The following is a 23027-nucleotide window of genomic DNA, read 5'->3' on the forward strand; positions in this document are numbered from 1 at the left end:
TTGCCTAAGTCTTGCTCGCCGCAGCGCATCAGCTACGCGGAAGCGACAGGCGAACAAGCAGGCCGCCCAGATCCTCGCTCTCCGCCAGGTCGACCGATCCGCCGTAGATTTCCGCCACGTCGCGCACGATGGCGAGGCCGAGTCCAGTGCCCGGTTTCCCGGTATCGAGCCGCGCACCCCGATCGAAAATCTCGACCCGCTTTTCCTCGGGGATGCCCATCCCGTCATCCTCCACCCAGATCACGCAGCGGCGATCGTCCGGCTCGGCATCGATCGTCACGAACACGCTGCCCCCACCATACTTCGCCGCGTTCTCGATCAGGTTGCCGAGGATTTCGTCGAGATCCTGACGCTCGATCGAGACCTGCGCGTCCTTCGATCCGTCGATGTCGAACCGCACGTCGGGATAGAGGCGCTCGATCGCACGACGGACGGCTTCCGCGCTGTCGCGCACCGGGGTCCGCGCATGGCCGACCGCCCGGCGCCCGACCGCGCGGGCACGGGCCAGATGGTGGTCGACATGACGGCGCATCGTGCGCGCCTCGCGGATCACGGTATCGGCAAGATCGGGCGCGTGTGCGGTCGCGGCGTTGTTGACCACGGTCAGCGGAGTCTTGAGTGCATGGGCGAGATTGCCGGCGTGGGTGCGCGCCTCTTCCGCCTGCCGCTCGGAATGTTCGAGCAGCATGTTCAGCTCCTGCACCAGCGGCTGGACCTCCAGCGGCAGCGGGTCGGTCACCCGGTTGCTGCCGCTGGTGCGGATATGCTGGATCGCGGTGCGGATACGGCGCAGCGGGCGCAGGCCGAAATAGGATTGCAGCAGCACCAGCACCATCAGGCCCAGCCCCAGGATCACGAAGCTGAGCACCAGGATGCGACGGATCCGGTCGATCTGTTCGTCGATCTCGGCCCGCGACTGCGCAACCGCGAAGGTCCACATCGTGTCTCTGCCGGGCAGGGTCGTATCGCGCTGGGCGATCCGTAGCGGCTCCCCGCGGAACTGCCTGCTGTCGTAATAGACCGGCTCGTCCTTCGCCGACGTCCTCAGTTCCAGCGCCTCGTCCCACAGCGATCGTGAAGGCAGCACGTCGATATTGTTCAGATCGACCGGCTCGCCCGAGGGGCTGATCTGGTAATAGAGGCCCGAGTTGGGCTCCATGAACCGCTGATCGCCCATTGGGCGGGTTAGCCAGGGCTCCCCTCCCGGCTGGATCTCCGTCGAAGCGATCAGCGCAGTCAGGTTGTTGTTGAGCTGGGTGTCGAAATTGTCCTGGACCAGGTTGGTCAGCGTGCGATCCAACGCCAGCCCTCCGCCCAGCAGCAGCACGACGATCCAGATCGCGGAGATCGCGATCATGCGCCATGTCAGGCTGCCGGTATGGGGCGCGACGAAATCGCGCGGCGGCTCCTGATAGGCCTCCCCCGCCACCCGATCGGGCGCACGCGGATCGCGCCTGCCGGAGGGCCGCGTCAACGACCCGGCCGGCGGCGTGCCGTTACGCGCGGGGGGCGTCGGCGGGGTCGTCGAGGCTGTAGCCAAGGCCACGGATCGTTGTGATGACTTCCGCGCCCAGTTTCTTGCGGATGCGGGTGACGAAGACCTCAATCGTATTCGAATCGCGGTCGAAATCCTGATCGTAGATATGTTCGATCAGTTCGGTGCGGCTGACCACCTTGCCCTTGTGGTGCATGAGGTAGCTCAGCAGCTTGTATTCCTGCGCGGTCAGCTTGACCGGGTCGCCGCCGCGCGTGACGCGGCCCGAGCGGGTGTCGAGCCGCACGTCGCCGGCAGTCAGTTCGCTGCTCGTATTGCCCGAAGCACGGCGGATCAGCGCGCGCAGGCGGGCGATCAGCTCCTCGGTCTGGAACGGCTTGGCGAGATAATCGTCAGCGCCCGCGTCCAGCCCGGCAACCTTGTCGGACCAGCTGTCGCGCGCGGTCAGCACCAGCACGGGGAACCTGCGGCCTTCCTTGCGCCACATGCCGAGCACGGTCAGCCCGTCGATTTCCGGCAGGCCGAGGTCGAGGATCACGGCGTCGTAATCCTCGGTCGAGCCGAGATAATGGCCGTCTTCGCCATCGGTCGACAGGTCGACCGCATAGCCGTTCTGTTCCAGCGTCGACTTGAGCTGCTGGCCCAATGTCGGCTCGTCTTCCACGATCAGGATGCGCATCGGCGTGTAGTCCTTGTCACTTGGCAAGTATCTTGAACAAGGCCGCTCCTTGAAGCGAATGGCGCATGATCGTCAACAACAGGGCCTCTTTTTCCGCCGGACGCTTAGCGCGCGCGGCTCAGCACGCGGCCCGTGCGGGCATCGATATCGACGAAGGTCACGCGGCTGTTGCGCATGAACTTGAGGCGATAGGCCATCGCGCCGGGATCGTACGCGGGGCCCAGATATTCGTAGCAATCGCGCCCGCCGCCGCTGTTGGAACAGACCGGCGCGTCGAGCGAACGGAACACGATCGCCTCGATCTGGCGCAGCGGCAGCGCCCTGCCCGACTGGGTATCGCGCCGCGCCGCTTCCTGCGCCGGGTTGCTCTGGGCGAACACGGGCGCAGGTGCGGCGACGAGCGCACATCCAAGAAGGAGCGAGGCGAGGAGCGATTTCATGATGCGCACAGCGATAGGCGGAAACCATTGAATAGCCTGTGAATATGACATGCTACCATCCGTTCAGGTTTCCGCCTCAATTTGTGAACACCCGCCTTAATTGACCGCCTCGTAGGTCACGCTGACGGTCACCCCGGTTTCCACCATCCCAGCCCGAACCGGCGGCGCACCGCCGATGCGCGATCCGGTCACGCGGATTGCGTCGGCGCTATACTCCCGCGCGGAACCCTGCACGCTTTCGGAAATCTGCAGAACCCGGACGTTGGAGTACCCGGCGACCCGCGCGTAATCCAGCGCCATGCTGCGCGCACGCTCCAGCGCGCGCTTGCGGGCTTCGGCCTTGGGGCCGGTATCGTCCGAGACCGAGAAGCTGGGGCCGTTGATATCGTTTGCGCCAGCCTTCACCAGCGCATCGAGCACCGCGCCGACCTCTTCGGTATCCCGCAGCTTCACGCTGACCTGATTGGATGCCTGATAGCCGCGAAAGACCTGCTGCTGGGTTGGCTGGTCATAATCGAAACGCGCGCCCAGATTGATCCGGGTGGTCTGAATGTCGCGTTCGGGGATGCCGAGCGATTTCAGCCGGTCTATCACACTCTGCATCTGCGCGGAGTTCTGCGACAGCGCCTCCTGCGCGGTCTGCGCCTGGGTGGTTACGCCAGCGCTGATGGTGACCGTATCGGGCTCGACCTCAACCTGTTCGTTGACCACCAGTTCGATCACCGGTCCGGTGGCCTGGACCTGAATTTCGGCAGCGATCGCGGGGCTTGCGGCCAGAGCGGTGGCGGCAAGGACGGTGGGTACGATGGCGGTGCGGATCATCGGCATTCTCCAGACGATTGCTGTTTTCCAGCAGTTACCCGCAAGCATCGGCTCGCGGAAGGCTTGTGAGTTAGCTCTTCGCGCCTTAACTCGCCGCAACAATGGCTCAGCCTCCAATTCTTTCCTGGGAAAACCTCGGCCTCCAGCAGGGCGGCCGCTGGCTGTTCGGCGGGCCGAACCAGGATAATATCGATCTGCACATCGGCCCGCGCGACCGGCTCGCGCTGATCGGGCGCAACGGCGCGGGCAAGACCACGCTATTCCGGCTGATCGACGACAAGCTCGATGCGGACCAGGGCCAGCGCAAGGTAAAGCCCGGCACGCGGATCGTGGTGCTGGAGCAGGACCCGGACGTCTCGGCTCATAAAACCCTCATGGACTTCGCGCTCGGGGGCGAGAACCCGCCCGCCGAACACGAGGTAGAGGCGATCGCGGGCCAGCTCGGCATCGACATGAGCCGCGAGTGCAAGGGCGCGAGCGGGGGCGAGAAGCGTCGCGCCGCGATTGCCCGCGCGCTGGCGCAGCACCCCGACCTGCTGCTGATGGACGAACCGACCAACCATCTGGATCTGGCCGCGATCGACTGGCTGGAAAGCTGGCTCGACCGCTATACCGGCGCCTTCGTCGTCATCAGCCACGACCGGACCTTCCTCAAGCGCCTGACCCGCGCGACGCTGTGGCTCGATCGGGGCACGATGCGCCGCAAGGAGGTCGGCTTCGGCGGGTACGAGGCGTGGGAAGAGCAGGTCTATGCCGAGGAAGCGCGCGCGGCGGAGAAGCTGGACGCAAAGCTGAAGCTGGAAGCGCACTGGCTCGAACGCGGGGTGACCGCGCGGCGCAAGCGCAACCAGGGCCGGCTGGAGAAGCTGTGGCAGATGCGCGCCCAGCGTGCCTCGATGATCGACACCACCGGCACCGCCAAGCTGAAGCTGGCGACGGCGGAGGACTTCAAGAGCAAGTCGGTGATCGTCGCCGACCATGTCTCCAAGGCCTATGGCGACCGCACCATCATCCGCGACTTCAGCTTGCGCATCCAGCGCGGCGACCGGATCGGCATCGTCGGTGCCAATGGTGCGGGCAAGACCACGCTCCTGAAGTTGCTGACCGGCGAGATCGAGCCCGACAGCGGCACGGTCGACATCGCCAAGACGCTGACCGGCGTGATGATCGACCAGCAGCGCAGCCTGCTGGGCGAAGGCAAGACCGTACGGCAAGTGCTGGCCGAGGGTGGCGACTGGATCGACGTGCGGGGCAATCGCAAGCATGTTCAGGGCTACCTCAAGGAATTCCTGTTCGATCCCGGCATCGTCGATACCAAGGTCGACATCCTCTCGGGCGGCGAACGCTCCCGCCTGCTGCTGGCGCGCGAGTTCGCCCGCGCATCCAACCTGCTGGTGCTGGACGAGCCGACCAACGACCTCGACCTCGAAACGCTCGACCTGCTGCAGGAGGTCATCGCGGACTACGAGGGCACCGTGCTGATCGTCAGCCACGATCGCGACTTCCTCGACCGAACGGTCACCGTCACGCTCGGCCTCGACGGGTCGGGCAAGGTAGATGTGGTCGCGGGCGGGTATGAGGACTGGGTCGCCAAGCGCCGCCAGCCCGTCGCAGGCAAGAGCAAGGCACCCGCTAAAGCGAGCCCGCCGCCTGCCCCGCCCCCACCGAAGGCGGACAAGCTCTCCTACAAGGACCAGCGCGATTACGAGGCCCTGCCGGCGCGGATCGAGGAGCTGGAGCTCGCCATCGCCCGGGGGGAGGAAATCCTCGCCGATCCGGAGCTGTACACCAAGGACCCGCAGCGCTTCGCCACGATCATGAAGGGCATCGAGAATGCGCGGAGCGAGAAGGACGAGGCCGAGGAACGCTGGCTGATGCTTGCCGAGCGGGTCGAGGGTTGAGCACAGAGACGCTGCACGCAGACATCGCCGCCTGCCGGGTGTGCGAGACCGCGCTGGGCTTTGCACCGCGACCGGTGGTCCAGTTCTCTTCCACAAGCCGCATCCTCATCATCGGGCAGGCACCGGGCAGCAAGGTCCACGCGAGCGGCATCCCGTGGGACGATGCCAGCGGCGACCGGCTGCGCGAATGGACCGGCCTGAACCGCGACCAGATGTACGACGCAGAGCAGGTCGCGCTGGTCCCGATGGGCTTCTGCTACCCCGGCAAGGCGAGTGGCGGCGACCGGCCGCCGCGCCCCGAATGCGCCCCGCTGTGGCACGAGCGCGTGCTCGCCGCCCTGCCCGACGACCGCCTGACCCTGCTGGTCGGCAGTTACGCACAGGCGGCCAACCTGCCCGAAACGCGCGGCTGGACTATGGCCCGGAGGGTCGAGCACTGGCTGGAAACCGACGGTGCCGCGTTCGATGGTGCGATTCCCCTGCCCCATCCCGCCTGGCGATCGACCCTGTTCATGCGCAAGCACCCCTGGTTCGAAGCCGATCTGCTGCCGCGTCTGAGAGCGCGGATCGCCCGTCGGCTCGGGCACGCCTGACACACCTGACACACCTGACACACAGTCCAGGGACCAAAAAAACGCGCCTCACCCGATGCGATAGAAATCGGCCACCCGTTCCAGCGCCAGCCTGAGCACCAGCTTGCCGGAACGCGCAGGCCAGTGCAGCGCGCGCTCCGCATCGGGCAGGTTCTCGCACGCGCACACCACCCGCCACAGCACGTCCGAGAGGCCGCTGCCTGCCGCCGCCAGCGCTCCGTCGAAGCGCTCCTTCGCCGCAAGCTGCCGCTCCGTGGGGGAAAGCCCGGCATCGGGCCCGCCCTTGATTCGCACCGGGTCCCACCGCATCGTGACCGAGGGACTGAGCTGCGCCTTCTCGTAATCGGCGCGCAGACGCTCGCCCGCATCGAACAGGCGGTCGCTCAGATGTCCCCGCGCGTGCAGCCAGGTGAGCGGACTTTCGGCGAGATTGACGGTGACAGATCGGCGCCTCGCACTGGGGGCACCGCTGCGGCGCGGCCCTTCGCTGGTCAGTTCACGTTCGGCAAGTTCGCGTCGCATGGCAGATAGTCTCCCCGGATTGATCGAGCGACGGCTTGCCAAGCGGGTGCAGGTGTAGGAAAGTGGTTTTTACCGATTTGGTGAAAGACCCACCCTGATGATAAACCGGATCCGCGATATTCGCCGCCAGAAAGGCTGGACCCTGGCCGATCTGGCGGAGGCCTGCACCCCGCCCACCACAGCGCAGACCATAGGCCGGCTGGAAACGGGCACACGCAACCTCTCGCTCAAATGGATGGAGCGGATCGGCAGCGCGCTGGGCGTCGATCCCGAAACGCTGGTCCGCTCGGACAAGGCGGAGCCGGTCGCGGTGGTCGCCGTGCTGGGCGATAACGGCGCGCAGGCGCTGGAGACCCCGCGCGAGGCGATCCTGCCCGAGGTGATGGGAGCGACGGGCACGCGGATGGTGATGCAGGTCAGGGCAAGCACCGGCGCCTATCGCACCGGCGACCAGCTATGGCTGCGTCAGATCGACCCGGCCAAGGCGGGCCAGGCGATCAACCGAGACGTGCTGGTACCGCGCCGTGCGGGCCGCTTCGCCTTCGGGCGGCTGGTCGACAGCGAACCGCGCCGGATCGCGCTGTTGCCCCCCGAACCGGGGCACAAGCAGGTGGTCGTGGAAGACCCGGCGTGGATCGCGGTCGCCGAAACGCTGGTCCGGCCATTGTGACGGGCACGCGCATGAAACGGCTCCTCTCGCTCGCGACGCTGTACCCCAACGCGGCCCGCCCCCGCTTCGGCACTTTTGTGGCCAGTTCGATGCAGGCGCTTGCCGCACGGCCCGACTGGGAGGTGACGGTGATCAACCCGATCGGCCTGCCGCCGGTCAGGATGGGCGAATATCGCGCGCTGGAGGAGGCGGCGGTCGACGGGCGCAGCAATGGGCTCAGCGTATATCGCCCCAGCTTCACCCTGCTGCCCAAGGTCGGCGGACGGCTGAACCCGGCGATGATCGCAAGAGCCGTGCTGCCGCTGGCGCGCGAACTGCACGCACGGCAGCCCTTCGACTTGATCGATGCGCAGTTCTTCTACCCAGACAGCCCCGCAGCCGCCACGATCGCCCGCGCGCTGGTCCTGCCGCTGGCAATCAAGGCACGCGGGGCGGACATTCACTACTGGGGCTCGCGCGGCTTCGGCCGGGCGAAGATGCTCGATGCAGCACGGCAGGCAGACCGGGTGCTCGCGGTGAGCGAGGCGCTGGCGCAGGATATGGCCGCGCTGGGAATGGATCGGGGCAAGATCGCGATCCACTACACCGGGCTCGACCGCGACCGGTTCCGCCCTCTGCAGAACGCAGGTCTGCGCCGGATGCTGGGCGAGCGGCTGGGCGTGACCCTGCCCGAAAAAGGACCGCTGATTGCGACGGTCGGCGCGCTGATCGAGCGTAAGGGGCAGAAGATGGTCGTGCGCGCGCTGGCGCAGCTGCCCGATGCGCAACTGCTGCTGGTCGGCAAGGGCCCTGACGAGCCGCAGCTGCGCGCGCTGGCAGGCGAGCTGGGCGTAGCTGAGCGGGTCCACTTTTTGGGCCTGCTGGACCACGATCTGCTGCCGCTGGTGCTCTCCGCCGCCGATGCGATGGTGCTGCCCTCGGCCAGCGAGGGGCTTGCGAATGCATGGGTCGAAGCGCTTGCCTGCGGCACTCCGCTGGTGATCTGCGATGTTGGCGGCGCGCGCGAGCTGGTGCGCGGTCCGGCCGCAGGGGTGCTGGTGGCACGAAACAGCGATGCGGTGGCTGAGGGTGTGCGGATGATCCTGCGCGATCCGCCTGCGCCGAGGGATACGGCCCAGATGGTCGAGCGGTTCGGCTGGGCCGAGCACGCAGAGGCGCTCGACGCGATCTATTCGGACATCATCGGGCGCTAGAAACAGTAAGGCCGCCCGCCCCCATCGGGACGAGCGGCCTCAAATTCAGACGTAAGCGGATCGTCAGGCTTCGCCGCGGGCGACCTTTTCCTGCTGATCGGCCTTGCTCTCCTGGGGCACGAAACTGGAGCCGGTCACCCCCATCCAGATCAGGATCGGTGCGGCCATGTAGATCGAGCTGTAGGTCCCGATGAAGATCCCCAGCGTGATCGCAGCGACCATGCCGAACAGGCTGGCCGGGCCGAACAGCAGCAGCGGGATCAGCGCGACCAGCAGCGTCAGCGAGGTCATGATGGTACGCGCGAGCGTCTCGTTGACCGACAGGTCGAGCAGTTCGGGCACGGGCATCTTGCGGAACTTCTTCAGATTCTCGCGGATGCGGTCGTACACGACAATCGTATCGTTCAGCGAATAGCCGATGATGGCGAGGATCGCGGCAATGATCTGCAGGCTGAATTCCAGCTGGGTGATCGCGAAGAAGCCCATCGTCAGCGACACGTCGTGGACCAGCGCGAACAGCGCGCCCACGCCGAACTGCCATTCGAACCGGACCCAGATATAGATCGCGATCGCGGCCATCGCGGCCAGCAGCGCCCACAGCGCACGTTCGCGGAATTCGCCCGCGACCTTGCCGGAAACGGTGTCGTTACCATCGGTCCGCGCATCGGGATATTGCTGGTCGATCGCGGCGATCACCTTGTTGCCGATCTCGGTCGCCGCGCCGGGCGTGTTCTCGACATCCTCGGGCAGCGGGACGCGGATCGAGACCTGGTTGGGCTGGCCGAATTCCTGCACCACCGGCTCGCCATAACCCAGATCGCCGACCAGATCGCGCAGCTGCGGGATCGGGGCCTCGTTCTGCTGCTGGAAGGTCAGGCGCACTTCCTGACCACCGGCGAAGTCGACCCCGTAGTTGAGGCCCATGGTGAACACCGCGACCCAGCTCAGGATCATCAGCACCACGCTGACGATGTAGAACGGCACGCGCCAGCGCAGGAACTTGATGTTGGTGTCGTCGGGAACGAGCTTGAGAAGTTTCATGATGTTACTCGATGCCCCGTCAGATGTTGATTTCGCGCGGACGCTTGGCCTTGAGCCAGCCCGCGACCCACATTCGGGTCATGGTCACGCCGGTGAACACGCTGGTGAACAGGCCGATGATCAGGACCACCGCGAAGCCGCGGATCGGGCCCGAGCCGAACAGGAACAGCAGCACCCCGGCGATGAAGTTGGTGATGTTCGCATCGTAGATCGCGCGGCTTGCCTCGCGGTAGCCGTTCTCCACCGCGGTCACCACGCGCCGCCCCCGCTTTCGCTCTTCACGGATGCGTTCGTTAATCAGCACGTTGGCGTCCACCGCCGCACCGATCGTCAGCACGAAACCGGCGATACCGGGCAGTGTCAGCGTGGTGTTGAGCGCGGCCATGATGCCCAGGATCATGATCACGTTGATGACCAGCGCGCAGGTCGCATAGACCCCGAAGCGGCCATAGGTGGCGATCATCAGGGCGACGACCAGGATCGAGCCGATGCCCATCGCGAGCAGGCCCGCGCGGATCGAGTCGGCACCAAGATCGGGCCCGACGGTGCGTTCCTCGACGATCGAGAGATCGACCGGCAGCGCACCCGAACGCAGGCTGATCGCCAGCGCGTTGGCGCTGTCGGCGGTGAACCCGCCAGAAATGCGCGCCGCGCCGCCACGAATAGGCTCGTTGATATTGGGTGCGGACAGCACTTCACCGTCGAGGATGATGGCAAAGGGCTTGCCCACATTCTGCGTCGTCAGCTGGGCGAAACGCTGGCCGCCCTGGCTGTCGAACTGGATGTTGACGATATTGCTGTTGTCCTGCGGGTCGACCCCGGCCTGCGCATTGACCAGGCTGTCGCCCTGAATACCGCCAAGCCGGCGAACCGCGAGGCTGGTGCCTTCGAAGGCGGACCCTTCCGCAAAGGGGAAGATCTCGCTGCCCGGAGGGGCGATACCCTCGGCAACATCGCTTGGCAGGGCTTCCTGATCGACCAGCTTGAATTCGAGCTTCGCGGTCTGGCCGAGCAGTTCCTTGAGCTGTTCGGGGTCCTGCAGGCCCGGCACCTGCACCACGATGCGGGTGTCGCCCTGGCGCAGGATGGTCGGCTCGCGCGTGCCCAGCTCGTCGATCCGCCGGCGGACCACGTCGGTCGCGCTGTCCATCGCCTGGGTCACCGCCTCGTCGAGGCCCTGTGCGGTCGGGGTGAGCACGATCCGGCTGGTGTCGACCACGCTCAGTTCCCACTGGCGGGTCAGCCCGGTGCCGTTCATCAGCGGGGTGAGCACTTCGCGCGCCCGGTCAATCTCGCTCGGATCGTCGAGCATGAAGGAGAGGCGCCCGCCCCGGGTCGAAACGTCGCCGATGCGGATCTGCGGGCTCGCATCACGCATCGCGGTGCGAACCGATTCCTCCAGATTTTCGAGCCGCTGCGCCGCAACCTGCGCGGGCTGCGCTTCCAGCAGGATGTGGCTGCCACCGGCAAGGTCGAGCCCGAGATTGACCGTCGGATCGGGCAGGCTGCGCGGAAAGGGAATGTTGGCGATGGAGAAGAACGAAGGGATGGCACACGCGGCCACCACCAGGGTCAACGCCCACAACCAGATCTTACGCCAGCGCGGAAATTCGAGCATTGGTTGAAGCCTCTTCGCGCTCAGTCGTTGCTGGCTTTGGGCAGGATCACGTCGCCGATCGTGCTCTTCACGGCCTTGACCCGCACATCGCGTGCCAGTTCCAGCTCGACCTCGTCGTCGCGCACGGCGACGATCTTGCCGATCAGCCCGCCTGCGGTGACCACCCGGTCGCCCTTCTTGAGGCCGCCGATCTTTTCCTGGTGTTCTTTCTGCCGCTTCATCTGTGGGCGAATGATCAGGAACCAGAAGATGAGGATCATGCCCACGAAGGGCAGGAACTGGATCCAGGCCGGGGGCGCTGATGCGCTGGCCGCGGCGGTCATAAGGTCGAGCATGAGGGTACGGGTGCCTGTTGAAATCCGGATGTAGAAATGGAGCGTCCATGTGGCGAGCACAAGCCGGGCGGACAGAAATCCATCCCGCTGTCGCGCCACCAGCACTCCAGACCCGCGCGCCTAGCAGCCTTGGCAGACAAGAGCAATCGGCGGCGCAGCGCGCCTTCGGGCCGGCATTCACAAACAGTGGCAAACGGGCATTGCCAGCTGCGAAGTGCGCGCCTATAGGCCCCCTTCCACTGCTCGGGAAGTAGCGCAGCCTGGTAGCGCATCACACTGGGGGTGTGGGGGTCGCAGGTTCGAATCCTGTCTTCCCGACCAGTGGAATTACCCCCCTAAAACCCATCCCGCACAACACCTTGCCATATCGGCTGCGGCCGGGTTTCCGTCGGGAGTCCCCTTTCAGAAGAGCTCTCTGGCAGTCCTGCACAGGCGGTGCAGACGCCCTCCCCTCACCCATTTTGCCCAGGCGGGACGGCGCCACATACCCCGGCTCCGCCAGCGCACCGCTCTTCAGCAGCGCGTGGCAGCCAGACATGCAAAGAGCGGCAGACCAAGGCAGGCCTGCCGCTCTTTGCTGTCTCGGGGTCGCGCCTGTCGGCGATCAGTCCTCCGGCACTTCCGGATCGGTCGAGTCGCCGCTGCGGAAAGGCGGCAGCACGTCCTCGGGCTTGAGCACGGTGATCGGCAGCCGCAGCGGTTCGAGCTGCGGCTTGACGATATCGGCATCGCCCACCACGACCCACACCCATTGCGATGGCGCGAGCGCGGCCTTCACATCGGCGCGCAGCTCGTCCAGCTTCACCGTCTTGTACTCCTCGCCCAGCGTCGCGTAATAATCGTCGGGCCGTCCGCGCCGCACGTTTTCCTGCATGCCCGCCAGCACGCCGCCAGCGGAACTGAACCAGCTGCTCATCGAACGCAGGCGGCTGTCGCGCACGAAATCCAGCTCTTCCTGGCTGATCGGGCGGGTGGTGACGAAATCGGTCACTTCCTTGCGCAGCTCGCCCACTGCAGGGCCGGCCTTGTCCTGCTGCACGCTGGTGGCGGCGACATAGGATGTCTCCTGCAGCTGATCGACGAAGCTGCCGCTCGCCCCATAGGCCCAGTGTTTGTCCTCGCGCAGGTTCATGTTGATCCGGCTGAGGAACCCGCTGCCCAGGACCTGGTCGGCGAGGTCCAGAGAGACGAGATCGTCGCTGGTCACGCCTTCGACCAGCTGGCCGCCCGCAATCGTGGTCTGGGCCGAATCCACCCGATCGATGAGGACGATCTGCGGCGGGGCCGGATCGGGCGCCGCGCGCGTGGGCATGGACGGCGCCGCACCGGCGACCTCCCAGGTGCCGAATTCCTCTTCCAGCCCGGGCTGGAGCTGCGCCAGCGGCAGGTCGCTGACCACGAAGATCCGGGCGCCTTCGGGCCGGACCCATTCGCCGTGCGACGCGTCGAGCTGCGCGGGCGTGATGCTGGCAAGCACCGCGGGATCGCCCATGCCTTGATGGATCGCATAGGGCGAATTGGCATCGATCAGGCGCGGCAAGACCTCCTGCACCAGAGCGTCGGGCAGGATCCGGCTGTTGTCATAGCGGGTCAGATAATCACGCCGGAGCCGGTCGATCTCTTCCTGCGGGAAGGTCGGCTCCTTCACCACGCTGCCCATCAGATCCAGAGCGGATGCGAGGTTGATCGACGGAGTCAGGACATAGACCGAGCTTTCATCGACCGTCGCCCCGCCGCCGAGCGAGAGGCCCAGCCTTTCCTTCTCGGCTTCGATCGAGGTGGAGTCGCGACCGGGAATGCCCTGGTCGAGCGTCGCCATCATCATCCCGAACAGCCCGTCCTCGCTGGGCGCGTCCACCGCGGTGCCGACCGGAAAATTGAGCGAGATCTGCGTGAAGGGCACGGTGTCCTTCTGCGCGTAGATCACCTCGATCCCGTTCGACAGGTTCGTGCGGGTCACTTCGGGGAAGCGTGTTCCGCTCGGCTCGCCCAGCGGCGGCATCGGCATGCGCTGCTTGCGCTCGACCCCAGTCGCCTCTGTGCTCGCCTCTGTGGACGGCGTCTCTGCCGACGGCGTTTCCGGCCGCGTCGCGGCGTCCTCTTCCACGATCCGCGCGCCGGGCACCACGGTCAGCGCGTAGACCGGGCGGGTCAGCCATTTGCGCGCGATGTCGAACGCATCCTGCGGGGTCTGCCGGGCGTAGAAGTCGATATCGCGGCGGTAGGCGTCGGTATCATCGATCAGCACCTTGCCGTTGGCCAGCGCCTGGCCGCGTCCGGCGAGCGATTCCTGCCCCATCGCATAGCCGACGACGAACCGCGTCACCCACCGGTTCACTTCATCCTCGGTCGGCTTGCGGGACAGGAACTGTGCGATCGTCGCGTCCAGCGCCTCGCCTGCAACCTCGGGATCGACCCCCTCGGCCACCTGTCCGCGAATGGTGAACGTACCGCCCCGGGCGAGGGTCGAATTCTCGGTGCCGATGCGGTCGAACAGCTTGCGCTCGCGCACCAGCACCCGGTCGAGCAGCGCATTGTCGATTTGCCCCAGCACGCCCGCCACGACATCGAGCCCGAGGGCATCGGTATTGTCGTACCCCGGCACGGCCCACGTACGCACGATGGTGGGCTGGGTGACCGGCGCGGTTACCGTCTCGTCGATCCGTTCGGGAAGGGTCGGCACGGGCGCGACGATTTCCGGGTTTTCCGGCCCGCGCGGGATCGCGCCGAAATACTTCGTCACCACCCGGCGCGCCTCTTCCTCACCGATATCGCCGGCGAGCACGAGGATCGCGTTGTTGGGGCCGTAATGGCTTCGGAACCAGCCCCTCACATCGTCGAGATTGGCCGCATCGAGATCGGCCATCGATCCGATGACGCTGTGCCCATAGGGGTGGTCTGCGGGATAAAGCGTCGCGGTCATCCGGTCGCTGATCACCGAATAGGGGTTGTCTTCGCCCTGCCGCTTCTCGTTCTGGACGACGCCGCGTTGTTCATCCAGCAACCCCTGCGTCACCGCGCCCAGCAGGTAGCCCATCCGGTCGGACTCCATGAACAGCGCGCGCTCCAGCGCGGAGGCCGGGACGGTCTCGTAATAGTTCGTCCGGTCGTTACTGGTCGTGCCGTTGATCCCGGTCGCGCCTGCTTCTTCCAGCGGCTTGAAGAAATCGCCGGGGACGTTCTCGCTGCCGTTGAACATCAGGTGTTCGAACAGGTGGGCGAAGCCACTGCGGCCCTCGGGCTCGTTCCTCGATCCGACATCGTACCACACGCCGATCGAAACCTCGGGCGTGGTCCGGTCGGTGTGGACGATCACGGTCAGGCCGTTGTCGAGCGTGAACTCGGCATAGGGGATGTCGATCTGCGAAACGAAGGTTTCGAGCGGGGTCGTCGCCTCGACGGCATCCGCCGCTTGCGCAGCGGTGTCCTGCGCGGCTTCCTGTGCCTGGACCGCAACCGGGACGGGAAGCAGCGACAATGCGCAGCCGGCAAGGAAAAGGGCTTTGAGGTTCATGGTGTGGCTCCGGGGGGAATGCGCGCAGGTGCGGGCCGGCACGCGATCGTGCCAGCCCGCAGCCACGGATCAGAAGGACTTGGTGAGCGTCAGATAGAAGTTCGTCAGCCGCGGATCGGCGTTGCGGCTGTAGAAGATCGGAGAGGCCAGCGTGTCGATCGGCGGCTTGCTGCCGAACACGTTGTTGATCCCGGCGCGAACCTTGAGCCCGCGATCGAAATCGTAGGTTGCCGCGATATCGTGATAGAACACGCTATCTACCTTGGCCGAGCCCTGGGTTGCAACGACGGACCGGTCCAGTTGGAGGTAGTAGCTGTCGACATAGCGGCCCTGCCACGCGATCGAGAGCGGCCCCTTGCTCCAGCGGATGCTGCCGTTGCCGCGCCAGCGCAGCGCGCCGTTTTCGCCGTAGCCCTGGCCGTAACTCACCGTGTTCACACCGGCGTAGTCTTCCTCGGGCTGGCCGGGATAGGTCTCGACAGACAATTCGCGCACCCAGGTCGCCGAAGCGGAGAAATCGATCGTCCCGCCGAACAGTTCGTCGCTGTAGTCGAGCGAGAAATCGACCGCTTCCGCCGTCGACCCGACGAGGTTGGCCAGCGAGATATCGATCGAGGTGATCGGGCCGACGTCGTAGCCGTCCGACGCGGGGCCACGCTCCACCCTGTCCGGATAGCGTTCGAGGAAGATCTCCAGCGCCTCCTGCGTGGCTTCGTCGGTCGCATAGAGCAGGTTCGGGGTGAAGTAGTTGTCTTCCTTGCGGATTCGGGTCCAGTCGGCGGAGAACCGCAGCCCGGGCAGGAAGCGCGGCGTCAGGATCACGCCAATGGTCCAGGTCTCGGAGCTTTCCGGCTTCACGTCGGGGTTGCCGCCGTAATAGCCCGGAATCTCATACCCGAACGCTGTCGGCGTCCCGATCGGCTCCCCTCCGCGCAGGGGGTCGCGAGCCTCCACGCCCAGAACGCCCTGAAGCTTGGTCAGCTGGTCGAGCGTGGGCGGCAGGTAGCCGGTGGTGTAGGAGCCGCGGAAGGTCACGTCCTCAATCGGCGACCAGCGCACACTGACCGACGGGTCCGTATGGCTGTTCTCGGTCGTCGCCAGGCCGAGGTCCGCACCCTGCGGCGGGCAATCCTGATAGATGTCGTCGCTGGGCAGCGCGCCGAACCCGAACAGGCAGATGATATTGGCCAGCGCGCCTTCGCCCTTGTACTGCTCGTGCCGGGCGGCGATCCGCAGTTCGAGCGAGCGGATCAGCGGAACCGCGTTGTCGACCCCCACGATCGGGAAGGCGATCTCCGCAAACCCGGCGAGGATCGTCTGCTTGCGCTCGGGCGTGTAGGTCACGCTCGAAAACTCGCTATTGATCGCGGAGATCACGCTGCCGGCCACCTCGACCGAACGCTCGACATTGAGCGTCATGCGCGGCTGCCCGCCGGGCAAATCGATCGGCACCGGCCCCGCCAGCCGCAGCGACTGGGTCGCGATGGTGGTGGTGGCGGGCGTGGTGATCGAGCCGAAATCGCTGTCGATATAGGTCAAGTCGAGTGGATCGAGCCGCAGGTCACGCAGTACGTCCTGCGATCCCGCCCCCAGCAGAAGGGTCAGGCCCGGGGTGTAGTTGGAAGGCGACTTGTCTGCGGTGTAACGGTTCTTGGCCCAGGAAAAGTCGGCCACCGCCTGCCAGTCATACGGCAGTTTGACGATCGCGCCGGCGACCCCGCGCAGCTGGTCGTTCCGGCTCGATACGTCGGCCTCGGCATCGCCCTGCGGCAGTGCGACGCTGATGTCCTGCGCGAAGGGATTGTTCGGCGCATCGGCAAGCAGCGTCACGCTCGACGGAGCGCGCGTGACCGTGGTGCGCGAGATCGCCCGCGAGGCCGCGCCTTCGACATAGACGCTCAGCCAGTCGTTGAACTCGCGCCGCACGGCGAGCGTGCCGGCGAGATTTTCCGCACCGTAGAGCAGCGGCGCGAGCTTGCCTTCGCCAACGGCGCTGATCGGCTGATCGAAATTGTAACTGCCGATCGTCGCGATCAGCGGATCGACCCCGTCCAGCGCCACCCCGCGATAGCCATTGGGCACATAAGCGATCGGGCTGTCGAACAGCGTACCGCCATATTCGGGATCGAGCTGCAGCGGACTGCCGTCGATGGTCTGGATATTAGGGGTCGCGCCGGAAGGCGGAAACGCACCGTAGAAGAACGTGGGATCGTTTTCGAGAATGCGCTGGCGCCCGCGCTCGAACAGTTCCGAACGATCGCCGTAGAGCAGCGGGGCCTGCTTGCGCCAGCTGCCGGTGAACGAAATGTTGGTCCGCCCACCCTCGATCGTGGTCGCGCCGGTGAAGTCGATCCGGAAGTCGGGCTGCGCGAAATCATAGGTGTCGGAGTAGTTGGCGCTGATCTCCGCACCCTGATAGTCGCGGCGTAGGATGATGTTGATCACGCCCCCGCTCGCGCCGCTGCCGTAAAGGCCCGAGGCGGAGGAGGCGAGCACCTCGATCCGTTCGACCGCGGCCAGCGGGATGCCGGTGATTTGCGGCTGGTTGATCTGCCCCTGCCCCAGATTGATCCCCGGCTGCCTGCGCCCGTCGACCAGGATCAGCGTGTCGCGCGAACCGAGACCGCGCAGGTTGATATTGCTGAGGCCGCGCTGGGTGTAATTGGTCCGCCCGCTCATATCGCTGGTCGAAGGGGCGGAATTCACGTTCAGCTGGTTGCGCAGGAAGGTGTCGAGATCCGGCGCGCCGGACTCCTGAATGTCCTTCTGGGTGAGGACGATGAACGGCTGGCTGTCGTCCTCGCTACGTTCGATGCCGGTGTTGAGCGACCAGTTGCGCTTTCCGGTGACGAGAATTTCGGGGGTGGCGTTTCCCCGCGCCTCCTGCCGGACGATCGCGATCGCCCCGCTCTCGTGAAACGCGACGCCGAAGCCCGTCCCGTCGAGAATCCTCATCAGCGCCTCTTCCGGCGTGAACACCCCGGAGACACCCTGGCTGCGGACCTCTGCGATATCCGCCTCGCGATAGACCAGTTCGCGGCGCGACTGACGCGTCCAGCGGTCGAGTGCGCTCTTGAGCGTGCCTGCCGGAATGGCGAATTGCTGCTTGGTGGACGCAACCCCTTCCTGCGCAACGGCTGCCGTCGGCATGGCCATGACACCGCCTGCAACCCCGGCCAACAGCAGTGAGACGGATTTCGCAAATGACATAAGTAACCCCCCGGTTCTTTTCGCCGGCACGCGCTTTGGGCCGGCCTCGAACACTGGGACAAGCGAGCGTCATCGATCCGTAACGCCGATCTCAAAAAAATGTCACCGCCGTGAAATTTTCAAGCCGGGTGCAAAAAGATGTTACGGATTTGCCGCGTTCGATTGTCGTGGCATTCGTGACCGCAAAGGAAATGGCGTCGGCAGGGCAATGGTGGACGACACCCAGCTTCAGATATGGTTCTGCGAGGAGGTTCTTCCCCTCGAACCCTCGCTGACGCGCTATTTGCGCAAGAACTGGCGTACCGAGGAAGACGTGACCGATCTGCGACAAGACGTATACGAGGCCGCCCTGAACGGCGCGCGTCGCGGCTTGCCCGATCGCACACAGGGCTATCTGTTCACGATCGCGCGCAACATTCTGATCAACCGGGCCAAGCGCGACCGGATCGTCTCCTTCGAACAGGTGGCCGATCTGGAAAGCGCGGCGAACGCGCACATCGATATCGAAGGTTCGGAGCGTCATCTTGCCGCGCGCGATGCCTTGCGCCGGGCGCAGGCGGGCATGGAAGGCCTGCCCCCGCGTTGCCGCGAAGTGGTCCGCCTGCGCAAGGTGGAAGGCATGTCACGGATCGAAGCGGCCGAGGCGATGGGCGTCGGGCTCGACACGATCGACCGGCAATTGCGGCTCGGCATTCGTGCCATGGCCGATGCCATGCTCGGCGGATCGGGGCGGATCCAGCGCGAAGAGCCACAGCGTGCGCGGCGGAGCAAATTGCAATGAGCGCCGCAGAGATCGAAGATGTCGCAGCCGGCTGGCTGATCAGACGCGAGGAACCCGGCTGGACCGACCAGGACGAGGCGGAGTTCGCCGCGTGGATGGAGCGGTCCATGGCGCATAAGGCGGCCTATTGGCGGCTGGAGCACGGCTGGCGAGAGGCCGATCGCATTCCCGCATTGGGCGACACGCCGTCTTGCGTTGAGGAAAAGGAGGCTCCGGGCCGCCGCCGGACAGTCTTCGCGCTTGTCGGCGCATTGGCCGCCTCGCTCGTTCTGGCGCTGACCGGGATTGCGATGTGGAGTCCGCCGGTCCCGACCGAGCCGCCTGCCCGGTACGAGACGGCGCGCGGGGCGCGCGAAGCGGTGAAACTCGCCGACGGCAGCACGGTGGAACTGAACACCGCAACCAGGCTGCGTGCCGCCAGCGGCCCGGACGCACGCGAAGTGTGGCTTGACGAGGGCGAGGCCTTTTTCGACATCGTGCACCGCCCGGATCGCCGGTTCATCGTCCATGCCGGACCCAGGCGGATCGTCGTTCTCGGCACGCGCTTCTCGGTCAAGCGCTCCGGCGACGATGTGACCGTGGCCGTGGTTTCGGGACGGGTGAAGGTCGAAGACAGCGCCAGCGCCGAGAGCGCGGGTGCTGCGATCGTGTCGACCGGGGATGTCGCCTACATACGCAAGCAGAACACGCTGGTGGTCGGGTCCAACGGAGACGAGGTCAACGCGATGACCGCGTGGCGCAAGGGGTTGCTGGTGTTCGACAACACGCCGCTGCGCACCGCCGTGGCGGAATTCAACCGCTATTCCGGCAAGCCGATCCAGGTGGCCCCGGACATCCAGCAGATCAGGATCGGCGGCTCGTTCCAGACGCACAACGCCGATGCATTTCTCGACCTGCTGGAATCGGCCTACGGCCTGCATGTCGAGCGGCACGAGGATATGATCGAACTCAAGCGCTGATCTGGCGGCTTCTTCGTTCGACGGACAAGCTCGATCGGCATGGCCGCGGCGTGCGCGCTATTGCGCGCCGCGCGCTTTGCGGTAAGCCACCTTCATCATGAGCAGCATCACGATCACGCGTGTCGATAACGACACCAAGGGGCTCTACGTGGCCCAGGTCGAAGGGGTCGACGAGGTCGGCGAACTGACCTTTTCGCGCGCCAGCCCCACCCTCGTCATCGTAGACCATACCGGCGTGCCCGATAGCCTGCGCGGCAAGGGCGTCGGCTCGGCACTGGCGGAGCGGGTGGTTGCGGACGCACGTGCGGAAGGCTTCCGGATCGTGCCGCTGTGCCCCTTCTTCAAGGCGCAGGCTATGCGCCATCCCGACTGGGCCGACGTCGTCCAGTAATCGGTAGCGCCGGTTCGGCCGAACGGGCTCCTCTACCCCACACGAAGCAAAACGGCGCGAGGGTTGCCCCCCGCGCCGTTTCTCTTTGTCCAGCTGGCGTAGCGCGGGTCAGAAGCCCGCGCGCACCGTGATGCCGTAGGTCCGCGGTTCGGCGAGGTAGGCCGAATAGGTCTGCTGCGGAGCCACGAACGGCGTGTTGAACGCGACCTGGGTGTAGTCCTGATCGAACAGGTTCTGCGCCCACAGTTCGATCGCCCACTTCTCGTCCGGGCCACGGATACCGATGCGGCCGTTGACGAGGACATAACCGTCCTGCTCCTTGCCGTACAGCAGGTCGGAGCCGGTGTTATAGTCGCTGGTCATGCGGGTGTTGATGTAGAACAGACCGGTCAGACCGCTATTGCCGATCGGCGGAGTGTACGAGAGCGATGCCGTCGCGGTGATCTCCGGCGCGTTCGACAGGTTGTCACCCGGCAGCAGACGCAGCGCCGGGTCCAGCGGTGCGCCAGTGTCGTTGCCGATCAGGTTGGTCTCGTAGCTGGTGTCGGCATAGGTCAGGCCGAGGTTGGCGTTGAGGAAGCGCGCCGGTCGCAGACCCAGTTCCAGCTCGACACCCTTGGCGATCACACCCGGCTGCACATCGTCGGCAGCGCAGGCACCTGTCGTGCCGCTCGCATCGCGATCCGCCCCGCCCAGGTCCGCACCGCACGAATTGACGTTCTGGACCAAGAAGACCGAGCCGTTGAACGTGTTCAGCTGGAAGTTGGAGAACCGCTGGTAGAAGGCGGCGGCCGTCAGCGTCCAGTCGCGGCCATCATACTTGCCGCCCACTTCGAATGCGTCGACGGTTTCCTGGCCGAACTGCAGGTTCGCGGTCGAACCGGTCACAGCAGGGTTACCCACCAACGGGCTCGCCTGCAGCGCAGAGCGGTCGAGGTTGAACCCGCCCGCCTTGTAGCCACGCGAATAGCTCGCGTAGGTCATCAGGCGATCGGTCGGTTTGAACGAGATGATCGCGGTGCCGGTGAACTCGTCTTCGTCGCGGCTGTCGGCAATCGAAACGCCGTTCAGCTCGCTGGTGCTGTTGCTCTGGCACGACAGCGAGATCAGGCCGCCGGCCAGACCCGCCAGCGCGGGCACGCCGAGCAGCGGCCCAAGCAGTGCCCGGTTGGTCGGGCAAGCCGTGTTGTCGTTGCCGAAGCTGGCCGAGAAGTCTTTGTTCTCGTTGGTGTACCGCAGGCCGAGCGTCAGGTTCAGACGGTCGGTGATGTTGATGATGTTGTGGGTGAAGAGCGCCCAGTTGGTGCTTTCCTGGTTGTACACGTCGCCCGTGCTGCCCCGGTCCCTGACGGTCGCGAGGTTGTTGATCCCCGCGATGATCAGCGGCGTGGCCGCCCCGAACGCGCCGGCGCCGCCATTGGCTGCAGTCAGCGCACCGATATTGGCACCGAAGCAGTTGGCCGCCGAAGGATTGGCCAGTGCCGGGTTGATCGCCAGTGCGATGCGGCAGTTGGCGAAGGTGCCGTACTGCGTGCCGAAGCGCAGGTTGTCGCGGGTTTCCAGCTTTTCATTGGCGAAGTAGCCGCCAACCAGCCAGTCCAGCGTGCCGCCGAACGCTTCGCCCTGCAGACGCAGTTCCTGGCTGAAGGTCTTGAACTCACGCGCACCGGCGTTGGGGCCAGGCGCACGATAGAGGATGTCGACCTGGGTGTAGTCGGTGTCCGACCCTTGCGTGTTAGAATAGTCGCGGTAGCCGGTGATCGAGGTCAGCTGCGCACCGCCGAAATCCCAGTTCAGCTCGAGAGCGGCACCATAATCCTCGGTCTCGCCATCATAGCTGCGGCCCGGGGTCACGTAGATGTCGCGGTCGAACGTGCTCTGCGTCAGCGCGTTGGGGTTCTGACCCAGGCCGAGCAGGATGTTGACGATCGGGTTCTGCGTGCTCGTCAGCGCCGGGCCGCCATCGGGCCGGGCAAACGGATCGAGCCCCGGGCTGACCCGCGCGAGCGGAGCGAACTCGGGCTGCACGAAGGTCGCGGCGCAGCACGCCTCGTCCTTCTTCGAATAGTCGCCGGTCAGCCGGATGGAGAGCGTGTCGGTCGGCTCGAACAGCATCTGACCGCGGATCAGGTACCGGTCGCGATTGTTCACATCCACGTCGTTGACGACATCGTTGTAGAAGCCGTCGCGCCGGAAATAGACCCCGTCGAGGCGCGCCGCGACGGTGTCGCCCAGCGGTGCGTTGATCCCGGCTTCAACCTTGACCGCGTCGTAATTGCCGTAGGTGAAGGCACCATAGCCGGAGAATTCGAACTCGGGCGGCGCGGTATAGATGTTGATCAGGCCAGCCGAGCTGTTGCGTCCGCCGAGCGTGCCCTGCGGGCCGCGCAGCACTTCGACCCGTTCGATCGGGCCCAGTTCGCTCAGCGCATTGCCCGAGCGCGAGCGATAGACGCCATCGACGAACACCGCGACCGAGCTTTCCAGCCCGGGGTTGTCGCCGACCGTACCGATACCGCGGATACGGGCAGAGCCGTTGGCTTCGTTACCGGTGGAGGAGACCAGCAGGGACGGCGCGACCTGGTTGAGTTCGCGAATATCGCTGGCGCCCGAATTGCGCAGCTCTTCCGCGGAGACCACGTTCACCGCCACTGGCACATCTGTCAGTTCCTGCGTCCGGCCCTGCGCGGTAACAACGATCGTCGTTCCGCCGTCGAGCTCTTCCTGCAGTTCGGCTTCGGTATCTTGTGCATCGGTCGTCTGCGCCAGCGCGGCCACCGGCTGGAAGGCGAGGCCTCCGGCAAGTGCTCCGAGGGCGATCGAGCGTGTCAGAATGGCTTTCATAGGTCTCCCAATCCCAATG

The 23027-nt window shown here is 65.7% G+C and carries 18 protein-coding genes and 1 tRNA gene; 8 read left to right on the forward strand and 11 right to left on the reverse strand.

Going from position 1 to position 23027, the window contains the following annotated elements:
* Window positions 1-28: 28 nt before the first annotated feature.
* The 4 genes from VO57_012985 to VO57_013000 all read right to left on the reverse strand — a co-directional run bounded on the left by VO57_012985 (window position 29) and on the right by VO57_013000 (window position 3436).
* Complete coding sequence (locus VO57_012985) at window positions 29-1357, reverse strand: ATP-binding protein (GenBank protein XBL71341.1); 1329 nt, start codon at window positions 1355-1357, stop codon at window positions 29-31.
* 139 nt (window positions 1358-1496) lie between these two features.
* Window positions 1497-2174 (reverse strand): response regulator transcription factor, encoded by a 678-nt coding sequence (locus tag VO57_012990; protein ID XBL69037.1) that lies wholly within the window; start codon window positions 2172-2174, stop codon window positions 1497-1499.
* A 104-nt stretch (window positions 2175-2278) separates the two neighbouring features.
* Complete coding sequence (locus tag VO57_012995; protein ID XBL69038.1) at window positions 2279-2614, reverse strand: PepSY domain-containing protein; 336 nt, start codon at window positions 2612-2614, stop codon at window positions 2279-2281.
* Between the two features lie 96 nt (window positions 2615-2710).
* Window positions 2711-3436 carry an SIMPL domain-containing protein gene (locus VO57_013000; GenBank protein XBL69039.1) on the reverse strand — a complete coding sequence of 242 codons (726 nt, stop codon included), beginning with the start codon at window positions 3434-3436 and terminating at the stop codon, window positions 2711-2713.
* A 101-nt stretch (window positions 3437-3537) separates the two neighbouring features.
* On the opposite strand from VO57_013000, the gene VO57_013005 reads away from it, so the two are divergent.
* Window positions 3538-5337 (forward strand): ATP-binding cassette domain-containing protein, encoded by a 1800-nt coding sequence (locus tag VO57_013005; protein XBL69040.1) that lies wholly within the window; start codon window positions 3538-3540, stop codon window positions 5335-5337.
* The gene (locus VO57_013010) at window positions 5334-5930 is read left to right on the forward strand and encodes a uracil-DNA glycosylase family protein (GenBank protein ID XBL69041.1); all 597 of its coding nucleotides are present in this window, start codon (window positions 5334-5336) and stop codon (window positions 5928-5930) included. The genes VO57_013005 and VO57_013010 overlap by 4 nt, the downstream gene beginning before the upstream one ends.
* Before the next feature lie 48 nt (window positions 5931-5978).
* Here VO57_013010 and VO57_013015 read toward each other — a convergent pair whose 3' ends face one another.
* On the reverse strand, window positions 5979-6452 hold the full coding sequence (locus tag VO57_013015; GenBank protein XBL69042.1) for a DUF6456 domain-containing protein: 474 nt from the start codon (window positions 6450-6452) through the stop codon (window positions 5979-5981).
* 97 nt (window positions 6453-6549) lie between these two features.
* Between VO57_013015 and VO57_013020 the strand changes: the two genes are divergently transcribed.
* Both VO57_013020 and VO57_013025 read left to right on the forward strand, forming a co-directional pair.
* Window positions 6550-7122 carry a helix-turn-helix transcriptional regulator gene (locus VO57_013020; GenBank protein ID XBL69043.1) on the forward strand — a complete coding sequence of 191 codons (573 nt, stop codon included), beginning with the start codon at window positions 6550-6552 and terminating at the stop codon, window positions 7120-7122.
* An 11-nt stretch (window positions 7123-7133) separates the two neighbouring features.
* Window positions 7134-8315, forward strand: coding sequence for a glycosyltransferase (locus tag VO57_013025; GenBank protein ID XBL69044.1), 1182 nt, complete (start codon window positions 7134-7136; stop codon window positions 8313-8315).
* A gap of 63 nt (window positions 8316-8378) precedes the next feature.
* Here VO57_013025 and secF read toward each other — a convergent pair whose 3' ends face one another.
* Genes secF through yajC form a run of 3 tightly spaced genes read right to left on the reverse strand, consistent with a single transcriptional unit; the run spans window position 8379 to window position 11309 of the window.
* Window positions 8379-9356, reverse strand: coding sequence for a protein translocase subunit SecF (gene secF / locus VO57_013030; protein XBL69045.1), 978 nt, complete (start codon window positions 9354-9356; stop codon window positions 8379-8381).
* Window positions 9357-9375: 19 nt separating this feature from the next.
* Window positions 9376-10974, reverse strand: coding sequence for a protein translocase subunit SecD (secD, locus tag VO57_013035; protein XBL69046.1), 1599 nt, complete (start codon window positions 10972-10974; stop codon window positions 9376-9378).
* A 20-nt stretch (window positions 10975-10994) separates the two neighbouring features.
* On the reverse strand, window positions 10995-11309 hold the full coding sequence (yajC, locus tag VO57_013040; GenBank protein ID XBL69047.1) for a preprotein translocase subunit YajC: 315 nt from the start codon (window positions 11307-11309) through the stop codon (window positions 10995-10997).
* 244 nt (window positions 11310-11553) lie between these two features.
* Between yajC and VO57_013045 the strand changes: the two genes are divergently transcribed.
* Window positions 11554-11630 (forward strand) — tRNA-Pro (locus VO57_013045).
* A 283-nt stretch (window positions 11631-11913) separates the two neighbouring features.
* On the opposite strand, the gene VO57_013050 is transcribed toward VO57_013045, so the two are convergent.
* Entirely contained in the window at window positions 11914-14823 is a 2910-nt protein-coding gene (locus VO57_013050; GenBank protein ID XBL69048.1) for a pitrilysin family protein, read from the reverse strand.
* Between the two features lie 69 nt (window positions 14824-14892).
* Window positions 14893-17979 carry a TonB-dependent receptor gene (locus VO57_013055; protein XBL69049.1) on the reverse strand — a complete coding sequence of 1029 codons (3087 nt, stop codon included), beginning with the start codon at window positions 17977-17979 and terminating at the stop codon, window positions 14893-14895.
* Window positions 17980-18241: 262 nt separating this feature from the next.
* Here VO57_013055 and VO57_013060 point away from each other — a divergent pair, with 262 nt between their 5' ends.
* The 3 genes from VO57_013060 (at window position 18242) to VO57_013070 (ending at window position 20164) form a co-directional block, all read left to right on the forward strand.
* Window positions 18242-18814 carry an RNA polymerase sigma factor gene (locus VO57_013060; GenBank protein ID XBL69050.1) on the forward strand — a complete coding sequence of 191 codons (573 nt, stop codon included), beginning with the start codon at window positions 18242-18244 and terminating at the stop codon, window positions 18812-18814.
* Window positions 18811-19773, forward strand: a complete 963-nt coding sequence (locus VO57_013065; GenBank protein XBL69051.1) for a FecR domain-containing protein — start codon at window positions 18811-18813, stop codon at window positions 19771-19773. Before VO57_013060 ends, VO57_013065 begins: the two co-directional genes overlap by 4 nt.
* A gap of 97 nt (window positions 19774-19870) precedes the next feature.
* Window positions 19871-20164 carry a GNAT family N-acetyltransferase gene (locus tag VO57_013070; GenBank protein XBL69052.1) on the forward strand — a complete coding sequence of 98 codons (294 nt, stop codon included), beginning with the start codon at window positions 19871-19873 and terminating at the stop codon, window positions 20162-20164.
* Window positions 20165-20272: 108 nt separating this feature from the next.
* Here VO57_013070 and VO57_013075 read toward each other — a convergent pair whose 3' ends face one another.
* On the reverse strand, window positions 20273-23008 hold the full coding sequence (locus VO57_013075) for a TonB-dependent receptor (GenBank protein ID XBL69053.1): 2736 nt from the start codon (window positions 23006-23008) through the stop codon (window positions 20273-20275).
* Window positions 23009-23027: the final 19 nt, after the last annotated feature.

Origin of the sequence: Citromicrobium bathyomarinum (genome assembly GCA_001306305.2) — a bacterium.
Classification (GTDB): Bacteria; Pseudomonadota; Alphaproteobacteria; order Sphingomonadales; family Sphingomonadaceae; genus Alteriqipengyuania; species Alteriqipengyuania bathyomarina.